Source organism: Neobacillus niacini, assembly GCF_031457145.1.
In the GTDB taxonomy this organism is placed as follows: domain Bacteria; phylum Bacillota; class Bacilli; order Bacillales; family Cytobacillaceae; genus Neobacillus; species Neobacillus niacini_J.
On the sequence record NZ_JAVDVZ010000004.1, the window covers coordinates 21,674 to 42,333 of the forward strand.

The 20,660-nt window shown below is 38.7% G+C and carries 20 protein-coding genes and 1 pseudogene; 6 read left to right on the forward strand and 15 right to left on the reverse strand.

Translation table 11 applies throughout. From position 1 onward, the window contains the following. Positions 1-23: 23 nt before the first annotated feature. Positions 24-581: pseudogene (locus J2Y03_RS11405) on the forward strand (cysteine hydrolase family protein); the annotation flags it as partial. A 37-nt stretch (positions 582-618) separates the two neighbouring features. Here J2Y03_RS11405 and J2Y03_RS11410 read toward each other — a convergent pair. Then, the gene (locus J2Y03_RS11410) at positions 619-1,356 is read right to left on the reverse strand and encodes a YqcI/YcgG family protein (protein ID WP_310194917.1); all 738 of its coding nucleotides are present in this window, start codon (positions 1,354-1,356) and stop codon (positions 619-621) included. 329 nt (positions 1,357-1,685) lie between these two features. Between J2Y03_RS11410 and J2Y03_RS11415 the strand changes: the two genes are divergently transcribed. Further along, complete coding sequence (locus tag J2Y03_RS11415; RefSeq protein ID WP_310194101.1) at positions 1,686-2,528, forward strand: hypothetical protein; 843 nt, start codon at positions 1,686-1,688, stop codon at positions 2,526-2,528. Between the two features lie 248 nt (positions 2,529-2,776). Here J2Y03_RS11415 and J2Y03_RS11420 read toward each other — a convergent pair whose 3' ends face one another. Next, positions 2,777-3,931 (reverse strand): SEC-C metal-binding domain-containing protein, encoded by a 1,155-nt coding sequence (locus J2Y03_RS11420; RefSeq protein ID WP_310194103.1) that lies wholly within the window; start codon positions 3,929-3,931, stop codon positions 2,777-2,779. Between the two features lie 171 nt (positions 3,932-4,102). On the opposite strand from J2Y03_RS11420, the gene J2Y03_RS11425 reads away from it, so the two are divergent. Beyond that, a complete protein-coding gene (locus J2Y03_RS11425; protein WP_310194105.1) occupies positions 4,103-4,975 on the forward strand; it encodes a LysM peptidoglycan-binding domain-containing protein in 873 nt (290 codons plus the stop codon). A 244-nt stretch (positions 4,976-5,219) separates the two neighbouring features. On the opposite strand, the gene J2Y03_RS11430 is transcribed toward J2Y03_RS11425, so the two are convergent. Then, positions 5,220-7,427 (reverse strand): beta-glucosidase family protein, encoded by a 2,208-nt coding sequence (locus J2Y03_RS11430; protein WP_310194107.1) that lies wholly within the window; start codon positions 7,425-7,427, stop codon positions 5,220-5,222. A gap of 181 nt (positions 7,428-7,608) precedes the next feature. Between J2Y03_RS11430 and tnpB the strand changes: the two genes are divergently transcribed. Further along, on the forward strand, positions 7,609-8,790 hold the full coding sequence (tnpB, locus tag J2Y03_RS11435; RefSeq protein ID WP_310194109.1) for an IS200/IS605 family element RNA-guided endonuclease TnpB: 1,182 nt from the start codon (positions 7,609-7,611) through the stop codon (positions 8,788-8,790). A 481-nt stretch (positions 8,791-9,271) separates the two neighbouring features. On the opposite strand, the gene J2Y03_RS11440 is transcribed toward tnpB, so the two are convergent. From J2Y03_RS11440 to J2Y03_RS11450, 3 genes are all read right to left on the reverse strand, one after another. Then, the gene (locus J2Y03_RS11440; protein ID WP_310194112.1) at positions 9,272-9,400 is read right to left on the reverse strand and encodes a hypothetical protein; all 129 of its coding nucleotides are present in this window, start codon (positions 9,398-9,400) and stop codon (positions 9,272-9,274) included. Positions 9,401-9,468: 68 nt separating this feature from the next. Next, positions 9,469-10,035, reverse strand: coding sequence for an NADPH-dependent FMN reductase (locus tag J2Y03_RS11445; RefSeq protein ID WP_310194115.1), 567 nt, complete (start codon positions 10,033-10,035; stop codon positions 9,469-9,471). 12 nt (positions 10,036-10,047) lie between these two features. Next, a complete protein-coding gene (locus J2Y03_RS11450) occupies positions 10,048-11,106 on the reverse strand; it encodes an LLM class flavin-dependent oxidoreductase (RefSeq protein ID WP_310194118.1) in 1,059 nt (352 codons plus the stop codon). Positions 11,107-11,243: 137 nt separating this feature from the next. Here J2Y03_RS11450 and J2Y03_RS11455 point away from each other — a divergent pair, with 137 nt between their 5' ends. Continuing rightward, positions 11,244-11,624: a winged helix-turn-helix transcriptional regulator gene (locus J2Y03_RS11455; protein ID WP_310194121.1), complete on the forward strand. Its 381-nt coding sequence runs from the start codon at positions 11,244-11,246 to the stop codon at positions 11,622-11,624. A 183-nt stretch (positions 11,625-11,807) separates the two neighbouring features. Here the strand turns inward: J2Y03_RS11455 and J2Y03_RS11460 are convergent, their stop codons facing one another. The 7 genes from J2Y03_RS11460 to J2Y03_RS11490 all read right to left on the reverse strand — a co-directional run bounded on the left by J2Y03_RS11460 (position 11,808) and on the right by J2Y03_RS11490 (position 18,455). Continuing rightward, positions 11,808-13,082 carry a mechanosensitive ion channel family protein gene (locus tag J2Y03_RS11460; protein ID WP_310194124.1) on the reverse strand — a complete coding sequence of 425 codons (1,275 nt, stop codon included), beginning with the start codon at positions 13,080-13,082 and terminating at the stop codon, positions 11,808-11,810. Between the two features lie 359 nt (positions 13,083-13,441). Next, complete coding sequence (locus J2Y03_RS11465; RefSeq protein ID WP_310194127.1) at positions 13,442-13,948, reverse strand: hypothetical protein; 507 nt, start codon at positions 13,946-13,948, stop codon at positions 13,442-13,444. Positions 13,949-14,206: 258 nt separating this feature from the next. Continuing rightward, on the reverse strand, positions 14,207-15,139 hold the full coding sequence (locus J2Y03_RS11470) for a DUF7916 family protein (RefSeq protein ID WP_310194130.1): 933 nt from the start codon (positions 15,137-15,139) through the stop codon (positions 14,207-14,209). Between the two features lie 158 nt (positions 15,140-15,297). Next, on the reverse strand, positions 15,298-16,221 hold the full coding sequence (locus J2Y03_RS11475; RefSeq protein WP_310194134.1) for a DMT family transporter: 924 nt from the start codon (positions 16,219-16,221) through the stop codon (positions 15,298-15,300). Between the two features lie 350 nt (positions 16,222-16,571). Further along, positions 16,572-16,898 (reverse strand): hypothetical protein, encoded by a 327-nt coding sequence (locus tag J2Y03_RS11480; protein ID WP_310194137.1) that lies wholly within the window; start codon positions 16,896-16,898, stop codon positions 16,572-16,574. Positions 16,899-17,396: 498 nt separating this feature from the next. Further along, positions 17,397-17,909, reverse strand: a complete 513-nt coding sequence (locus J2Y03_RS11485; RefSeq protein ID WP_310194139.1) for a hypothetical protein — start codon at positions 17,907-17,909, stop codon at positions 17,397-17,399. A gap of 273 nt (positions 17,910-18,182) precedes the next feature. Next, positions 18,183-18,455, reverse strand: coding sequence for a phosphoribosylglycinamide synthetase C domain-containing protein (locus tag J2Y03_RS11490; RefSeq protein ID WP_310194142.1), 273 nt, complete (start codon positions 18,453-18,455; stop codon positions 18,183-18,185). Positions 18,456-18,563: 108 nt separating this feature from the next. On the opposite strand from J2Y03_RS11490, the gene J2Y03_RS11495 reads away from it, so the two are divergent. After that, on the forward strand, positions 18,564-18,794 hold the full coding sequence (locus J2Y03_RS11495; protein ID WP_310194143.1) for a hypothetical protein: 231 nt from the start codon (positions 18,564-18,566) through the stop codon (positions 18,792-18,794). Between the two features lie 188 nt (positions 18,795-18,982). Here J2Y03_RS11495 and J2Y03_RS11500 read toward each other — a convergent pair whose 3' ends face one another. Together J2Y03_RS11500 and J2Y03_RS11505 are read right to left on the reverse strand one after the other, a co-directional pair. After that, positions 18,983-19,540, reverse strand: coding sequence for a cysteine hydrolase family protein (locus J2Y03_RS11500; protein WP_310194146.1), 558 nt, complete (start codon positions 19,538-19,540; stop codon positions 18,983-18,985). Positions 19,541-19,674: 134 nt separating this feature from the next. Then, positions 19,675-20,631, reverse strand: a complete 957-nt coding sequence (locus tag J2Y03_RS11505; RefSeq protein WP_310194149.1) for an SGNH/GDSL hydrolase family protein — start codon at positions 20,629-20,631, stop codon at positions 19,675-19,677. Between the last annotated feature and the right edge of the window lie 29 nt (positions 20,632-20,660).

Consider the following 20,660-nt stretch of genomic DNA (forward strand, 5'->3'; position numbering starts at 1 on the left):
CCCAAATCACGGAGGACAATCACATGAACCATTTTTTAGAACTGCCTGCCCTGCTCATTCTCGACGTTCAAAACGGCTTTGATGATCCTTTTTGGGGAGAACGGAACAATCCCGATGTTGAGCAAAACATTTCGAGATTGCAAAAAGAATGGAGAAAGAGAAAAGGACACATCATCTACACCAAACATTTATCCTAGCTGCCCGATTCTCCCCTCCATTATAAAAACAAACATGGTATAGAATTTAAAGATCTCGTAAAGCCATTCTCTAATGAGACCGTGTATACCAAAAATGTTAACAGTGGTTTTATTGGTACAGAATTGGAAACCTACCTCAAAGCGAATCGCATCCTAACAGTCGTGATCACAGGCTTGTCTACTCAGCATTGTGTATCAACCACTACCCGGATGAGTGCCAACCTTGGATATCAAACATTTTTAGTAGAGGATGCCATTGCGGCATTTGGTATTACAGACCATAAAGGAATTTATCACGACGCGGCATCCATTCAGGAGCATGAGTTAGCCATGCTGCAAAAAGAATTTGCAACGATTGTAACCACTGATGGTCTTCTTAACGAACTCAGCCAAATAACAGCGCAGGGAGACTCCTGCGCTGTTATTTGTCCAACTTTAAAAAACTCAGCATCCGATGATAAGGACATTTAGATAGAGAAGTATCGTCATCTCGCATAAAATATTGTCTCCACTCAAAGTTATCTTCGCCACCGTAACTGTTTAATTCTGGATGGATTGGGGCTGAATCGTAGTTGGCCAATCTTTTACGGATGTTAGCTTTAAAGTTCTTTGCAACCCCCCCCTTTTTACTAAACTCCTGCAGTACCCATCGAGGGGTGATGGCTAGCATCAAAACATCAAAATGCCTACTTTGGCGGTTTATATGGGCTGGTGTCGCACAATACATAAAATATTTCTCTCCATAAAAACAAAACTCCCAGATTGGATTATGTGGATCCATCGGTATATCTGCAGGCCAGTCAGAGACATCGAGACTCGACAGACCACTAAGTTGATTCCAAAATAACTGCTCATAATCCTCCACCGTGTAGGCATCCCTTAGATCCTCAGGTGTTTGATTGAAAATAATCAGCGATGTATAGGGACCGAAATTTCTAGACTCACGTGTAAATCCACTCAATAATTCTGCCAGTTCATGTAAAGTATCTGTTTTCCGCGGGTCTCCAATAAAACCATAACGTAATTGGTTTTTTGAAAAACCGATTGTGGCAGGAATACAAGGAAAAGGCCGATTTTTATCACTCATCTTGACAGAAAAATTCTCCAGTGCAGCTCGTTCCCACACGTTTAGCTGTTCTCGATTTGAGGGGGCATCCATGTATAATTCTCTCAAGTTGTTCACCTCCCATTGTTTCATCAGTATATTCAGGGGCTTATACAGATGAGAGATGTCCGTGGAGCAAATGGGCAGCCTCTTAAGAAGGGTAAAAATATTCCTTCGCTTTATATTTATTGAGTCTGATTCTGAACAATTTCAAGTGCATTTATAACGAAAATTCTTAGAAATTAACTATGTTCCACGATTGACCTAGGAGATATTATCTGAACTCTTATCAGTTCACAATACTGTAACAACTTCTATCAAATCACCATGTCCTTTTGTCCCCTAGTTTCCTATATAGAGGGTAGAAAGGGTGGTGCTTTTTTATGAATTTGAAATCTGGCAGAATTGAAGGCTTTGAAGGGTATTCTCAGTTTAAGAGTGTGAAGGAGTTTAATACGCATATAGAGATGTGGTTAGCGGTGAAGAAGCATGAGTTCTCGAAGGGTGAGCTCGTCGGATTAAAACGTCTAGTTCGTTTTTCTGCAAAGGTCCCTGGGGTTAGCAATGCAAAAATTGGAACTCTACTAAAGGCGATTAACGAAGAGTATCATGGTAATGGAATCTCCCGTTCTACTTTTAAACGGATGATCATCAAAGCAAAGGATTTAGGAATCGTTAACACTTATGAAACAGAACGGAAAAATGGTTCACAGTCCAGCAACCTTTATAGCTTTAATCGCTTCCCACAAAGTGAACCACCCAAGGCGGAAAAATTGGACCAGCCTAAAGAAACTAATAATCTTTTAAAAACAAATAATCAAAAGAATAATAAACGTAACGAAGCGCCGATTGAACTCGATTACACTTTTGTTAGTGATAAAGTTCCTCAAGCATTTGTTCAATCCGTAAAATACTTCTTTTCAGATGCTAAAACGATTGAAGAATACTGGCATATGGTCCAAATCGCTGCTTTTCGATTTGAATATAATCAAAATACAGATGATATTCTCAGTATCGCGATTCAGTCCTTTAAGCAGCTGATCCGTAAATTGAAATCTACTAAATCTGTAGTAAAACCAATTGCCTTCTTTTACGGAATTGTAACCAATAAATTAAAAGAACTCTTTCTCAATCAATTAACTGAGGTTAGTGAAAGCAAGCCAATACGCTATGTGCTCGAAACAGGTGAAGTTATGTACTATGATTGGCTCCGCAGTGAATCATAGTTTTGGAGAGTAAACCTTTTGGGTTGCACTTTTTCATTGAAACATATTGACAACTATTATTTGGTTTAAAGCTAGACGAGATATAGGTCAAAATCATTCCCCTATCCGCTTAAATACAGCTGATAAACAGTATCTCGTTGTAATGTATTCAATATTGCTCTTAATGAATGAAAAAAAGACTTCCTGAGGAAGCCCTAAGCATCTTTATTCTCGTATAACCAAACCATTGTAAGTTGTTTTAATTAATTTTATTTCCCGCAGCATTTTTTATATTTTTTGCCGCTTCCACAAAGGCAAGGATCATTTCGGCCAATTTTATTTTCGTTTCGGACAGGAGTGGGCGGGAGATTATTCCCCTTTTGTCTAAAGTCCAGTTCTCTTTCCAGTGCTACTTGTCTCCATATAGCTAGTTCTCGATGCATTAACCCTAGAATCGAAAAGTAGCTATAGACGGTCTGTTCAATATCAACAAGGCCAGAAGTATAATCTAGCTTCATATGTTCGTTAATTTCAGGAAGAGCTTCTTCCGAAAGCTGGTGACAAAGAGCCTCGATTAGAATATCTTGATCATCCAGTTCTTTTGCAGAACGGTAGGCTTCTCTTAGAACCTTGACCGCAAAGTCCGATTTAATGTTTTCAATGATTGAAGCTGCATAAATGATGGAATTATCTTTCTTAAGATAAGGTGCTACTTCCTTTACCACCTCATCCGATTGGAAACTGGTTAACGTTACGGATAATTCTTCTAACAAACTGTCATCATCGCGATCCAATAAGCGAACCAATAAAGGTATATATCTTTCTAGTTTTAACAATCCAATCATATAGACATTCAAGATTCCATTATATGAAAACCATTGTTCCTTTAACTCTTCTTCAAGTATTAGGTCTATTTCAACTTCTGTAACCCAGCCCTTTTTAACCAAACAGGCTGCCAGTTTTTTTGCTTTTATGTAGAAATCATGCTGCTCTGAACCGGCCCGCTCAAGGTCATTTAAGATTTGACCATATTCCGAGTACACTTCTTCTTCCGTACCATGTAACAATAACTCATATAAAGCCCATGTATTCTTCGGAATATATTCTTGAAGCTTTTCCTTATATTTAAGTGCAAGTTCGGGTTCCAGACGGTGGAGCAAGTTCACCGCTAAATGGCGTTTGGATGGTTGCATTAATGGAATATTTTCAATTAATATCTTAACAGCCTTTTCATTGAAGGCTTGATTTTCTACATAGATCAAGATCGAAGATTGTTTGTCCTTATTTCTAAATGCTTCTTTCAGCAATTCATTGGTCCATTCTACTGGAACATTTGGATAATCATGCAGAGCATGCACGACTACCTCTTGGATTAAAATATCATCACTAATCAAGTGTGGTTTAATTTTTTCTAAAAATGTCATTATCTATCCTCTCATTCTTCCATTATCAGTACATTTATTGTACTTTATTGTCCAATCAAAGTAAAAAACGACCAGAATCCGCCCTTTTTTGTTTTACAACAATAATTGGGCTTATTTAGTAGAATCGAAACGGTATTTTTCTCGTCAAAATAATTGAGGTGATTAGGAAACATGAAAAAATTTAAACGTTTCATGCAAGTTGTTCTCTGTACAGTGTTGATGGGGTCGTTATTTTATTTCGGTAATGGGAAGGCATTTGCCGAGGATCAATCTATTATTATAAAGAAAGGTGATACCTTATATAGCATATCCAAGAAATACAATATTCCCATTGAAGATTTAAAGGAATACAACCATTTAACAAGCAACAAGATTATTGCTGGTCAAAAGTTAATCATTCCAGATTTTGAACAAACCAAACCAATGTATGTTGTCGTCGCTGGTTCTTTTAGCAAGAAAAGTAATGCAGATAAGCGAGTCGCTTTTTTGAAAAAGAAGGGGATTGAAGCGATCGTGGTTAATAAAGTTATAAATGTTAAAACTTATTATCGCGTTCAGACTGGTGCCTTTTCGAGTCAATCCAAAGCGGAGAAAATGATTAAGAATGTAAAGAATAACGGGATAAAAGATGCTTTCTTTTTAACGGAGAAGCCTCTTCATATTAATGGAATCACAGTGGGGTCTTCTTACAATCAGCTTGTTCAAAAATTCGGGCAACCACCCAAAACAGAGGACGAAAAGAATACCAGGTCGCTTTATTATACGAATGAAGGTGCCGGAGTTCGTGTAACCATCAATCCAGCCAATGATTCCATTGAACAGCTGCAAGTGTATCCAGAATTTTTGAAAACAACTTCTATCCCAACTGAGAAAAATAAAATCCTTAATGCTTATAGAAACCCGAATGAAATAAAAATCGTAAGCTGCTATGAGAGTGCCACTTGTGAACAAATCATTTATCAATTTAATAAAAACCAATTAATCGTTCAGATTGATCGAGATGGAAAGACCGTTCAGTATTTAGATTTACGAAAAACGAAATAATATAAATAATCCGAATTGCGTCGTTCATCCCCATACTTGACTCTAAAAACTTTATGCACCCTGTTCACTGTCATGCCTTCTTCCTCCTCGTACATTTTATTTCAAATCCTTTGTTAATACCCATTGGTTGGCTGAAACCATCTAATAAATCATAAAAAAAAGTGCCAAGCACCCTAATTTTTGGATGGTGTGAGGCACTTTTCTTTCCTATATCGTCCGAATTCAATCCTTATATTTTCTAACTTTAGACTACAACTACCTTCGCTTTGAAAGCAGTGTCTTCACTGGAGGTGCCAAGGTATACCGTGTACTCGCCAGCCTTCACCACGAAGTCGCGTTCACAGTAGTCCCACACACTCATCGGATGGTTCGTAGCAGACGGATCGATTGTGATGGTAACCTCACGTGATTGCTCCTGCTCGAGAAATACCTTATGGATCCCGACCAGGCGCTTGGGCGGCTGACCTGTAACAGGAATGCCCAGATAGACCTGGACGACCTCTGCTCCTGCCATCTTCCCTTTATTGGTCACAGTCACCTTCACCATGATTGGGGTCTTGCCGTCCGTCTGAGCCGGTGTTACCGAGAATCCAGAAAGCTCAAAGGAAGTGTAGGACAGACCGAAGCCGAACGGAAATAACGGCTGGATACCTTGAGACTGAAACCATCGATACCCCATGTTAAGACCTTCGGAGTACCGAATGACCGGGAAGCCATTGCCTTCGTCGGTGCCAGGATAGCGGTCAGGGTGACCGGAGTACAAGAGATCATTCTCGGACGCAGCGTAGGTGGTAGGCACCTTTCCGGATGGATTTACAACGCCGAAAAGCAAATCAGCGACCACGTGACCATCTTCAGTGCCCTGGTTCCACGCTTCCAGAACCGCCGGAGCCTTGGTGATCCATGGCATCAACACAGGGCTGCTGCTTTTCATGACCAGAACCGTATGCGGGTTAACTTTTAGAAGTTCTTCGAGCATGCTGTTTTGATTGTTAAGCATGTTCGGACTAGGCAAATCGGCACCCTCAGAAGCGACCAAGCCAGCCATCAGGATGACCAGGTCTGCTTCATTGGCAGCCGACCTCGCCTCCTCTAGATTCGACAGGTCTTTGGCAACGGTGACCTTGCTGACCAACGCACTCGAACCAAGACCGTTAAGGACGTCCTGCATTCCCTCTACCGGTGGAACCGTGTAGAGCGGTGTGACCTTTGACGAACCGCCACCTCCATTGCAGGCATCATCGACGAACTCGGACTGGCCGATAATCACGATTGAGCGATAAGCTTTAGGGTCGAGTGGCAGTATCCCGCCCTCGTTCTTCAACAGAACAGCTGTCTCGGAGCCAATTTTACGGGAGATGGCGCCATGTTCCTTCGCATCGATAACGCCCGGCTTGTAAGGACGCTCGAACTGACCGAAACGGAACATTTGTGTGAAGCGGCGAACAAGCGCACGGTTGACGGTCTGAATTTCAAGGCTGGTGTCCTCGAGCGCATTCTTGACGTTGGTCTCGTTACACCATTTGGCGTCTGGCATTTCATGGTCCATACCTGCGCTTAGAGAGGCTGCGCAAGAACGGCAGGACCAGAAATCGGACTGCACGTAGCCTTTGAACCCCCACTCGTCACGGAGGATGTCATTTAGTATGTAGCGGTTCTCGGTGGCGTAAATACCACGAACACGGTTGTAGGCGCTCATCATTGCGGCAATGTCGGCATCCTTGACCAGCATTTCGAACGGCAGCAGGTACAGCTCGCGTAACACGTGCTCATCCACCTCGACACTTGTACGGAAGCGCTCATATTCCTGATCATTGACCACATAATGCTTGCCCATGGCAATAACATTGTGGTTCTGAATTGCCTTTGTCACCTCGACACCCATTACCCCAGATAGGTACGGATCTTCAGAAAAGTATTCGAAATTGCGGCCAGCAATCGGGGTTCGGTGCAGGCAAACACCCGGCCCTTCAAGCACGTGCTGACCTAGCGTTGCGGTCTCTGAACCGATGATGTCCCCGTACTTACGTGCTAGCTCAGGATCAAACCCGGCAGCCAGAGCGATGGACATCGGCAATGCGGTAGCGGGAGGACTAGGGTGCCCGTCGCCCATGCCCACACCTACTGGGCCGTTTGTAATCCGAAAGCGTGGGATTCCCAGTTCCTCTATCCCCTTTACATGGCGCTGCACTTGGATCTGGGCCATAAGCTGCTCTTGCTCCTCAGAGCTCATGGCATTAATTTCATCCGCAGACGGCAAGGCATAAATGTTGATGGTCTCCATCGCGCCGTGAAGCTGGGCGATTTTCTGCTCCAAGGTCATGGCGGCTAGGAGCTTTTCGGCACGCTCGCGCTCAGGCAGCGACTTATCCATCCAAGGAAACGAACCATTGCGATGATCGCTGTGTGCAAGCGTATTCAATTCCGAGTCTGTAGTATGTTCATTATTCATGGCAAAACTCTCCTCGCAAAATATTTTTTATCGTTTTCCGACAAAAGACTCCCACCTCAAGGAACGTGCAGCACGACTGCCCAGTGAGTAGGAGGGAGATGAATGTCGGTTGGCGATAGCCAAAACTTTCCTCACTATGGTATAATAGGAACAAACGTTCTTGTTTAGTGAGGTGAAAGTCATGTTAGTAAATAAAGCCTATAAATTTCGTATCTATCCAAATAAAAAACAGATTGAACTTATTAATAAAACCATTGGCTGTTCCAGATTTGTATTCAATTTTTTTCTCGGTAAACAAAAAGATAAAGATGCCTACTGGTATATCGTTGAAGAAATGGTTCAAAACGGTCAACTTCAAGCGAACAACTGGAAAGGAAAGTGCCTAAGCAAATACGAAACGGTTAAGTCTGTTAAGGAATTAAAAAAACAGTATACCTTCTTAAAAGAAGTAGACAGTATCGCTTTGCAGAAGTCTGTTGAAAATCTAGCAGATTCTTTCGACAGATACTATAAAAAACAAAATAAGTATCCTCGTTTTAAATCGAAAAAGAATCCTGTTCAGTCTTATACAACAAAGCATACGAACGGAAACATCACTGTTAAAAGCAACTATATTAAGTTACCTAAGCTTGGTCTTATTCGCTTTGCGAAAAGTCGTGATGTTGAAGGACGAATCTTAAATGCAACGGTTAGACGCAATCCTTCGGGTAAATACTTCATTTCCATAGGGACAGAAACAGAAGTATGGGAACTTCCAAAAACACAATCCGCTATTGGTATAGATGTAGGTCTTAAAGATTTTGCTGTTTTGTCGGACGGCACAACCTATTCGAATCCAAAATTTTTCCGTACTTTAGAAGAAAAATTAGCGAAAGCACAGCAAATCATGAGTAGACGAATAATAGGCGGTGCGAATTGGTATAAAGCAAAGATCAAAGTGGCACGTCTACATGAGAAAATCACAAGCGAAAGAAACAATTACTTGCATAAAATTTCCACTGAGATTGTCAAAAATCACGACATCATCGGCATGGAAAATTTGTCAGTATCCAATATGTTGAAAAATCATCACCTTTCAAAAGCTATCAGTGAAGTATCGTGGTCACAATTCAAAACCATGATTGAATACAAATCCAAGTGGTATGGAAAACAAGTCGTCACAGTAGCGAAAAACTTTCCATCTAGTCAACTTTGTTCATGTTGTGGCTACCAAAACAAAGACGTTAAAAATCTTGCTTTGCGTGAATGGGAGTGTCCTTCTTGCGGAACTCAACACAAAAGCCGAGATATTAACGCAGGTATCAATCTTAGAAATGAAGCCATAAGACTTCTAACCGTCGGTGCGACGGGGATAGCCTACTAAAAAAACTGAAGGATACTTCGGTGTTCGTAGGAATCTCCCCCTTCCAACAACCCGTAAGGGTGTTAAGGGGTGAGTAGTTCAATACATTCATAGTAACGTAGTACCTGTCAAGCTTGACTAACCATTTTTAATTTGTTTCTTCTAACTATCTTATAATTAGCTTCTTAGTAAAAACCGAACGTCTCCATAATTTTTTCCAGTTGCCTATTGATATATGCACCAGAAAAAATAAAAACCTTGTCATGATTTGAATGACAAGGTTTCATTTTAGTAATTGAACCAGAATATACTCGAATGAGTGCTCCTTCTTCGTGACGAACGGGAGCATCTTATTTATGAATGTTTTGCTGATGCTCCACATGCATAAATGCAGTGGGTTCATAACTTCCTAGTCTTCTCCTATTCGTACACATACTTTTCTTCGGGAAGAGAACGGCTTTGGAAACAGGAACTGGAACTAGTTCTGTTTGAACATTCGTAGTCAAAAAAACGGATCATAATCTACCCAATATCCAGGTTCTAAGACTGCTCCAGCACGATGAGCCGCACTTATTTTTCTTTCCAGGACTGTCCAAACCTTCTGTATATCACGAGAATGTACTCTATTCATGCCATTTCCCCCCTGAGTTCTATTTCAAGAGCCATCAGAATTACTTGTTGAAACACCGTATCCATTTTTTAAAAATTATATTTCTCTTCTTTTTCAAGACGAATTTTTGAATATGTTTCTGTTAACAAAACGGTATCCTCTACTAATCTATCTATTCGGAAGAGGACATCATCATTTACAATTTCTTTTCGATGAAAGTCTTTTTCTTCTATAAATACATACGTTTGAACAATTTGTGCTTTCATATAAGCCAAGATTGGTTTTAATTGTTGCTCTGCCATTAAGTAATGCTTAGGAGTCCCCGCAGTCACAACCATACTCACTACTTTATCGCGAAATGCGTTTACAGGAAGTAGGTCAAATATATTCTTTAAAGTAGCCGGTATCGATGCCTGAAAAACAGGTGTGCCAATAAAAATGGCATCTGCTTCCATTATTGTCTGTGCTATAAATTTTGTATCGCCTTCATATTCCATGTAGTTACGACCATCACTGAGCTGAACCTCATATTCAGCTAAATCAATTAATTTCACTTCAGCCTCTGGATATTTTTCAACATGAACATTTACTGTGTAATTCATAGCTGTTCTCGTTTTCGAGCCGACATTAGAACCAGATAAACCGACAATCTTCATTTTCTAATCCTCCTAATTTTTTGAAGTATATTTTTTTATAGCTGGTAATATTTCAGTTCCGATTAGTTCAATATTTTTCATTAATTTATCAAATGGCACACCGCCAAAATCCATTTGTGCAATATAACGTTGATGACCGAATAGTTCATACTGATAAAGTATTTTTTCAATAATTTGCTGCGGACTGCCGATATTCATTACATCTCGCGGGTCGGCTCCCTGGGCAAATTGACGCTTTGGATAACTTTGACCGTTTATTAGCTGTAACCCCTGATTAACGTGGGGATAGGACTCTATTTGAGCCTGTTGTGTTGTTTCAGCTACGTAAAAGAAACCAGCAGTTGCAATCGGAAGCTCTGCAGCTTCAAATCCGCTCTGTTTTGCTGCTTCACGATAGGCATCAATAGAATGTTTAAAAGTAGTAGCTGAACCACCCAAAGTAGCAAGAAACATTGGTACACCTGCCAATCCTGCCTTAATTGCACTAGCAGGTGGTCCACCCACTGCACGCCAAATCGGCAGGGAGCCATTAAGCGGACGTGGGATGATTTTTGCATTTTTCAATGAAGCACGAAATTTTCCACTCCAATTGACTACTTGCTCTTTATTAATTTTCAATAATAACTCAAACTTCTCTTCGAATAACTCTTCATAATCTCGAAGGCTATAGCCCAATAATTCAAAGAGACCTACCCTTGAAGCACGTCCGGCGATAATCTCGGTACGTCCATTCGAAATCAAATCGATGGTCGCAAAATCCTCATATACACGCACTGGATCCGATGTACTAATAATCGTTGAAGAACTTGCAATTTTAATTCTTTCTGTTGCCTGGGCAATTGCTGCCAGTACAACAGAATGTGCCTGCGTAGTAAAATACTCCTGATGACTTTCACCGACACTAAAAAAATCAATTCCTGCTTGCTCAGCAAGCTTAGCTAATTCAATGATTTCATGAATGCGTTGTTGTGCTGAAATACGCTCTCCTGTATGAGGATTGGGTATATGGTCACCTAGCGTATAAATTCCAAATTCTAGGCCCTTACTTAGGTCGATTCGATATTTTTCCAAATTAGTCAACCACCTTTTTATATTAAGTTGTTTTCTTTTTCTATTTACAATGTTATTATTGCTCATAATCACCAAATCAGGAAGTACACACTTTAAAGTGGTATAGTATACAAAAGGATACTAAAGGAGAATCAGGAATGGAAAAAGAGCCAGAATTATGTCGGGTAGATGATGCTTTAGGGATTTTAGTTGGGAAATGGAAACCAATTATTTTACTGCATTTATTGAAGAACGGTACTCAAAGATTCAGTGAATTAAAAAGAAGTTTGCCTGGAATTACCCAAAAGATGTTGACTACCCAATTACGTGAATTAGAAGATGAGGATATTATTAAGCGTGTTGTATATCCCCAGGTTCCTCCAAAAGTGGAATATTCGATTACTGAATACGGAAGAAGCTTGGAGCCAATTTTAGAAGCAATGCACGAATGGGGAACAATGCATACATTGCATAAAATAGATAAATTGCAAAAAAAAGAAGATATAACAAAGGTGGTGTCCGATAAGTCCCTAAAATAAAACAAGTGGAGGAAAACACAACGTTTTCCTCCACTTGTTTTTATATTATCTTGATTATTATCTGAAAGAAGCTGGGGGATGCCTACTAGTTTTAGTCTATTGTGCGCTAATGCCACAATTCCGAACAGCTATAGGTTATGGATTATTTCTTTTTTTGAGTCTTATCGCCTGAAGTCGGTATCCCTATGAGTAGTGAGCAGTTTCTCTACTCTTTTTATTCCCTTCAACTTCTTCCATCATATTTCTAAAGTCATTCCCTGAAGGATTCTGGAAAATATGTAGTCCAAATTCCGGTGCTACTGCAAATAGATGATCAAAGATATCGGATTGGATCGTTTCATACACATGCCAGCGAATATCATTGGTAAAAGCATAAATTTCTAGTGGCAATCCATTTTCAGTTGGAGCCAATTGTCTTACAAGTAAGGTCATTTCTTGACTAATACCTGGGCGATGTTGCAGATAGGTGTTAATATATTTTCTGAATACACCGATATTGGTAAGTGCCCTGCCATTCACTGGATTATCCCGATCAATTTCATTCTTGGCATTGTATTCTGCAATTTCATGTTCCTTAGTAGTTATGTATTCGGAAAGGAATTGAATTGTTTTGAATTTCTCTATCATTTCTTCCGTGCAAAACTTGATACTTTTCGTGTCGATAAATAAAGATCGCTTAATTCGACGTCCACCAGAAACTTGCATCCCTCTCCAGTTTTTAAAAGAGTCAGATATAAGAGCATAACTTGGGATTGTCGTAATTGTTTTATCAAAGTTCTGAACTTTTACCGTATTCAATGAGATATCAATAATATCTCCATCCGCTTCATATTTAGGCATTTCAATCCAATCGCCAACGCGAACCATATCATTGGCCGCTAATTGAATACCAGCTACAAGTCCTAAAAGCGAATCTTTAAACACAAGCAGGAGAACAGCTGATAAAGCACCAATCCCGCTGAGAAGAATAAAAGGACTCTCCCCCATCCAATGAGCGATAACGACAATTCCTCCAAGAATGAAAATTATGATTTGAACCACTTGAATATACCCCTTGATTGGCTTAATCTTGGAGATTTCAAAGGTTAAATAAATATCATTAAATGCTTTTAAAAAGCTGTTGGTGACCATTAATCCGACTAACATTAGATAGGTCATCGCCCCTTTTTCTATCAAATGCTGATAGTCAGGAAAGGTAGATGAAAAGTAATAAATAATAAGTGCCGGAACAATATGGGATAATCTGTGAAAAACCTTCCTTTCCAAAAGCATATCATCCCATTCGAATTTGTTACTCGTAATAATGTGAGTAATGTACCTCAATACTACCTTCTGCGTGATAAAATTCGCAGCTATACAGAGAACCACTAAAAGAAGAATCATAATAATAGCAGCAAGATAATCAGTAAGGACTGGGTCCATCTCATATTCAAGTAGTCGTTTGCGAATGAGCTCCATGTTTTTCCTCCATTTTTGTATCATCATACCGTAATCAGTAAGTTACATTCACTAACCAAACACTCAATCTACATCTAGTTTCCCTAAAATTCAATGCATTCATTCTTGCACTTTAATTGTGGTGAAACATCCATTTCTATGCCAATAATAAAGGTTGGGGTACGATCTGCCATCTCGTTTCCTCCTCTCTACAAGGAACAGATGTTCTATCATTCAATTCTAAATTAATAGAAAAAGACAAGGGAAACTATTCGCCTTGTCCGTCTATTTTGTTCATATGTGTCGAATTCATCCCCACGCCAGAAGGCGGGGGCTTTCTTCGACTATGTTGGTTGGTAAGAACTGCACCTTAATTCTCATTAAACTTCATTTTTTTCTTGATAAGAATACGATTCCTCAAGAAGGTTTTCCCACTGTTCATACAAGGTATTAGCTGTCTCATAGTCTTCGTATTCTAATGACAGATCTTCCTGTAATTTCTCTTTTAAACGAGAGCACATTCCTTCCCATCCCTCTAGGCTTTCGTTATCAACAAGGTTTGTTAACTTTGGTTTCGTTCGATTCCAATTTGAATAAAGGATATTACACCATTCCAATAAATCCTCTCGGCATTGGTTTAGTACCTCTATATCAATATATTGGTATGCTTCAATCTCCATCTCGTCTTGAAAAGCATTTGTTTCCCACTTTTCTTCCTCGAGTTGAATTTGCCCTTCCATTTCCAAACGGTTTACAGAATCGACTTCGATTTCTTCTTGATTAGCATTTAATTCTCTATATAACAGCTCCATTTGTTCAGATAGACTTTTAGCTGTTTCATGACACCATTCCAACAAATCGTGACGGTATTGCTTTTGTTCGTTCATTTTGATACATTCCCCCACCCAGATTGTTTAATTTCATCATCCTCATTCACAATTAAAGTGGTTATTTATCACATATAAATGAACCACAATCTCATATTATGTTCCACGATTGTCCCAGGGTTAGACTAATGCCCATAGGCATAACACATGACTTCAGAATTAAATGGAGGGAGAATCCATAAACAATGTAGTCCATACCTTTAACAAGACTCAACAAAAAATCTCCTTCTATTATAGAAAGGGAAAATATGGATGTTATTATCTTAAGGCAGAAGCGGCCATTCTTATATATGTATGTCTTTTACCTCTTACCGTAATCGAAAGGGTTTGAATATTTTCAGGTAATGCCATTCCAGAAAACCCGGCGTCCCCGATATGAAAAATATCGACTCCGGCTCTTTTAGAGCTTAAAGCGATTGCACGGATTGTTTCTTCATCTGCTCCTTCTTGGCTGGTGCCTATCGCAGCAAGGGTTAAAGCCCCTTTATTTTTAACGTTTTCTATTGCTTTAGCAAGAGTTTCCTCACGAACACCAGGGACTGTACCTGGAGCGGGGAAAAGAATGACATCTGCCCCTCCTTCTGCAAAGCGAGAAAATGCATTCATATCAAACACGCTTCCTGAGGTTCCAGCATTATGCATTTTGCCCGCTATGATAAGCCCTCCAAAATGTTTATTCGCTAGTGTTATAGCCTGTTCAATTTTCTCATTGGTTACCCCTGATTTTGGGTTACCAGTTAAACAAATAAAATCACATCCCAATTGCTTTGCCATCGCTAGTGAATTTTCAGTAGCTGTACGCCCTTCAGGCAATGAATGCAATTTTTCTAAGGAATTAGCATGCGGATCAACAGGTTCAAGATTAATGCCGACTGGCAGACCCGTTAGTTCTTTTATTTTTTGTATAATTTTTTCATCTACTTCACTGTCTGTAGCATTGGGTTGAAATATGCTGTATGACTCAACCCCATTAACTACAGGGTTGAAACAATCGAACATGTTCAGTAAAATCATATCCGCTCCAAATGCCTTCATTACTTCTGGGTTGGACACCTCTGGAAGTAACGGTTGAGATGTCACTACCGTTTCAGCCAATATCGTTCTTCCTTCTGCTGCACGGATTGCCTGCTTTAATTCTTTTCTACCCATTTGCCGAAAATCAGAACCTCTACAATCTAAAATCCTTTTCATCTTATTCACCTCTTTTATTTATTCACATTATGCTATCATAGTGATTCTATGGTCACCAACTGTTAAGCTATTACTAGATGTACATTCTTCACAATCTGCTTATTAAAAATCAACCAACAAAAAAACTAATCGAAAGTTTTTCGATTAGTTTCATTTAGCTATCGATTGTTGTTGGAGAATATGGGTGGAATTTGCTGCTTTCTCTCCGTTCCAATCCAAACTAAACCAAAAACAATGACGACTCCACCAACGATCTGAGCTGCCCAAATCGGTTCATTAAAGAAAAACGCACCCGCCACAGTAGCGGCCGCTGGCACGAAATAACGGAAGAAGTTCGCTTTTGCTGCACCAACATGTTTCATCGATATATTCCAAATAACAATAGCAAAGACTGTGCACATTAGCACATTGTAGGCAACGGCTCCCCATGTGACGAACGATAGATTATCCCATTGGATTGTACTCCATTTATCGAATGTAATCGGAAATAAAAAGAGTGAACCAAAAAAAATGAACCATGTGGTCACGCGAAGAGGAGAGTATTTTTCCATCAACGGCATGGTGGCTAAATTAAATAACGCACCTATTAAACTAATGCCTAGAGCAATGTAGTTTCCAATCATATACTCAGAGCCTAAATCAAAGCCATTCTTCCCGCCTAGGATGATCATCGTTACCCCTACTAAAGCAATTAAACCTCCCGTAGCTACCCTGGTTGTTATTTTTTCACGAATAAATAATGGTGCAAAAAGAGCAGCAAAAATGGGCCACGGAGCGACATTCAATAAAGAAGCATTAGCAAGTGTTGTATACTTGATTGAATACATTACCATGATTTCTAAAGCCGTGATGCCAATTAATCCAATGAAGGCTAATTTAAGCAAATCTTTTTTCTCTACTCTTACACTGCCTTCTGTCCACTTTAACATAAGAAATAATATGGGCAATGCTAGTCCAAATCTAAGAAATACAAACACCTCTGCGGGGAAAACCTCCATTGCCCACCGTGAAATCCCAAAATTGATTCCCCAAACAATGGATACAAAAATCAAGCCTAAATAATAATAAGTATTTGACGCCATATTATCTCCTACCATTCATTCAAAAATAACTACATGCATATAGAAACGCAGATAAACCATGTCCATTAAACTCCTGTTTCCATTCATATGCCCAAGTTGTGTACGAATAGAACAGTTCTTTCTGGTACCTGCATCAAAATGAATAATGTGTAAACTATTAAAATAGTGGCAGGCACCTTCCAAGTTTATGGATGGTGCTCGCACTTAGTAATCGGATGCTGCCTTTTTGTTTTTTAATATAAGTGTAGGATGAACAAAGAGGCCATGTCTTGTTAGGGTACAAACTCAAAGAAGTTATGAAATTCTCAGAACGAATTAAGTATATTATTGAGGAGTTTCATTGGAGAGGTTTAATGATTTTTTAGTTTATAAATTTCCCTAGAATGCTCTGAAATCATTTGATCATAGTATTCGAGGTCATGTTTTGTTGCCATTGTCGCCTTTATTTCTTTAACCTCCTCGAAGACTGAATCTAGTTTTTTTTCAATTATAGTCACTTTTCCGTTTATTTCTGTAATTTTTCCATCCATTTCGACAATTTTTCCATCCATTTCGGTAATTTTTCCGTCCATTTCGGCAACTTTTACATTTGTTGCTGCAACAGCATTAATTAATTGATGCAATAAATCACCTTGTCTTTTTTGTTCAGCCAAAATCAAATTAAGTGTTTTTTCCACTTTTTCTCACCACCTTCTTTTTATCACATTTTATTATAGCAGATTTATGTTGAGAATTGTCGATGAAATGGATTGAAGGGCGACCATGGGGACGGTTCTTTTGGTCAAACCCTATTTTGAGCCATGAGAACATCCCCGAGGTTTTTCCATTAGGTTGTTTTCGTAAAGATTGTTGTTAAAATCTTAAAGCCGATTTTAACGTGGAAATAGTAATTTTGCGCTTTAGAATTTAGTTTGCAAGCTCTTTTCTTATTAAATTTATTCTATTTTCTGCTGAAACTTAGCACAATCATTAAATTTTGTTTCAAAAAGCAACAAAGTTTAAGAAAAGAGCCTTCCATTAACACAAAACACCAAAAGCGAATGTTCCCACCCAAATAAATGAAGAGGAACATTCGCTGTTTTTAGTAGTGAAATAGTGTTTTTATGTGTGTTTGGCATCATTCATCTTATTTCGTAAAAAACCATTTTGCTCTAAGGACTGCGTCTAAATTCTAATCAAACTTCATTTTCTTCTTGATAAGAATACGATTCCTCAAGAAGCTTTTCCCACTGTTCATACAAGGTATTAGCTGTCTCATAGTCTTCGTAGTCTAATGACAGATCTTCCTGTAATTTCTCTTTTAATCGAGAGCACATTCCTTCCCAGCCCTCTAAGCTTTCGTACGCAACAAGGTTTGATAACTTCGGTTTCGTTCTATTCCAATTTGAATAAAGGATATTACACCATTCCAATAAATCCTCTCTGTATTGGTTTAGTTCCTCCCTATCAACATATTGGTCTGATTCAATCTCCATCTCGTATTGAAAAGCATTTGTTTCCCATTTTTCTTCCTCGATTTGGATTTGTCCTTCCATCTCCAAACGATTTACATAATCAACTTCAATCTCTTCTTGATCTTGATAAGCATTTAATTCTCTAGTTAACAATTCCAATTGTTCAGATAAACTTTTAGCTGTTTCATGACACCATTCCAATAAATCGTGACGGTATTGATTATGTTCATTCATTTTGATACATTCCCCCACCCAAGTTGTTTACTTTCATCATCCTTATTCACAACTGAAATGGTTATTTATCACATATAAATTAACCACAATCTCATACTATGTTTCACAATTGTCCCAGGATTAGGCGATTACCCATAGACATAAAACATAGATCCTCAAAAAATCGACTCTTTTCCTAGCCCCCTGAACCTAGCACCACCACTTTTTCGGTAATTATGTATTCGAGTTATTACAATCATTCACTCTTCCTATTTTTATTAAGCTGCAAACCAATCAATGGAATGCTTTTGTTCCTATATCTGTTCGGTAATGTGCACTATTAAAGGATACCTTTTCAACCGAATGGTAAGCCAATTCACGCGCTTCTTTAAGAGTTTCACCGATGGCAGTAATTCCGACAACCCGACTGCCATTTGTAATAATTTTTCCATCCTTTGCAGCGGTACCTGTATGGAAAATAATCGTTGGATTAACGACTTGGTCCAATCCATGTATGACTTGTCCCTTTTCATATGGACCTGGATAACCTGCTGAAGACATGACCACACAAACAGCTGCCTTGTCCTTTCATTTCACTTTTATATTTTCTAATTCTCCGGTGAGACTTGCAGTCAAGCAGGTGCCAAAGAGGTCCATGTACGAATTAGTTCCCCTATGGTAAAAAACCCTTGTTTTTATGGAGTGGATATGCCAATAAAAGAAGAACTTTTTGCCAACATACATGAACATGAACGAGCCATGGGAGAAGTGATTGGAGCAGATTCTTTAGCTTTTTTAAGTACTGAAGGGTTATTAGAGGCGGTTGATGTAGATTTAGCTGAAACCAGCAGCCGCTGTATCGCCTGCTTTAGTGGGGCATATCCAACTAAATTGTATTTGAAGTGAAAGATGACAATGAAGTGGTCTCTAACCATCCTGCTGTACCGTTTTGAGGTGCATATTCAAAAAAACGAATTGAAATGACACCTAAAATCACAAATTGAATGGCTGATTAAAAAGCATAAAAAACAGGGCTCGTCCTGATATACAGGACGAACCTTGTTCAACTAAATCCCATTAGTTTAATAAGGATTCTATCGGTATTTATTGTGAATAGGGATAAATAAATCTTCATCTGTATTTCTAACAACTGAAAAATTATCTACATTATAATGACCGTGAAGAGTTTCATTGTGATGACAAACTATTTGTTCTGCCGATAAAATTTTCGAGTCTGAAGTAGAATGTCCATCTCCAACTAATGTTACATCAAAATGATTGATTGTAGCCGTTCTTACAGCCGTATCAATACAGTGTTCTGTCTTACATCCCATAATTACCAAATGCTCTATTTTGTTTTGGTTTAAATATTCTTGTAACGCTGTTCCGTAAAATGAATTTGTAGCAGTCTTATCAAATATGGCAGCAGTGGATGGTACGCTAATATCTTTGTGTACTTGGAAACCAGGTCCTACTCCAGTCGAAACATCTAAATCTCGTATAAAAATTATGGATGCACTTGCTTCTATTGCTTTATCAATTACTGTATTAATGTTATTAACCAATTTTTCCTTTTCAAAAACTCCCTTTTCTTCTTTATTACCTTCTATCAAATCCTGTTGAGCATCAATAATCAGTAAAGCTTGATTCAAATAATTTTCCCCCTTAAATTATCGGTCACTATTCTTCCATTTTTCTTCATTCTATAAATTTATTGGACCATTTCAACAGTGTTTTTATTTGGCTTTCTTTTTTACCTATTTGTTTTAATTCGGAACACTTTAAATTAAGATTCTATATCCGCAGTGTTGATTTCGGTCTCTTCATTGGATTCTTTCAAGTAGTCTAAAACACGCTGGGCCATAAGCTTATATCCACTTGTGTTTGGGTGGAATTCATCTTCTGCCAATAAATCGATGGGAGATTGACTAAATAGGTCTGTTGTTGGAATATAGCTAACATTGTCATATTCTTCTGTAAGTGATTTTCCAGCCTCATTCCACTTGTCAATGATCATGCCAAGTTCTTTGACTTCACTAAAGTGCTGCTCAAAAGGATTATAAAAACCGATTAAATATATTTGGGTATCTGGATTTATGTCATTGATTTTATCAAAGATGGCTGTTAATCGTTTCCTATATTCCACCTTTTCTTCGTCGAAAAGGTCCATTGTAATGTTCATAAAATTAGATTTTAATACTTTCATAATATCGTTAGCACCAATGGTGATGAGAACAATATCAGCCTCTTTAATGGCAGAGGTAATGTCTTCTTTTTCTAGCCGTTTTAATAATTGATCTGACCGGTTACCTTTTTTACCGAAGTTTTCTATCGTGATATTTAGGTCATTGTCTTCAAACGTATTATTGAGTATGCCAACATAACCGCCATTTTCTGATTCGTCTCCAACCCCTTCGGTTAGAGAGTCACCAATAGACACAATCCTTTGATCTTTTTTAAATAAATCAATGGCACCCTCTACTACTTCCCGAACCTTAGCCTTAATTTCTTCGGTTATAGAGTGATCATTTTTTTCAACCACTTCTATTTGTACCTCTTCTTCAGCTGCTTTATTTTCATCGTCAGTAACGACTGTATTTTCAACTTGTTCATGCTTAACAGAAGCGGTCGTCTCTACACTCTCCAGACTTGCCTGATTACGGTCTGGCAGAAGTAAATAAAGGAGCACACCCACACATATTAACCCAGTAATAATAAATATTGCTGCTTTTGTTCTCTGCATAATTCCATCACACCTATTATTAAAGTACT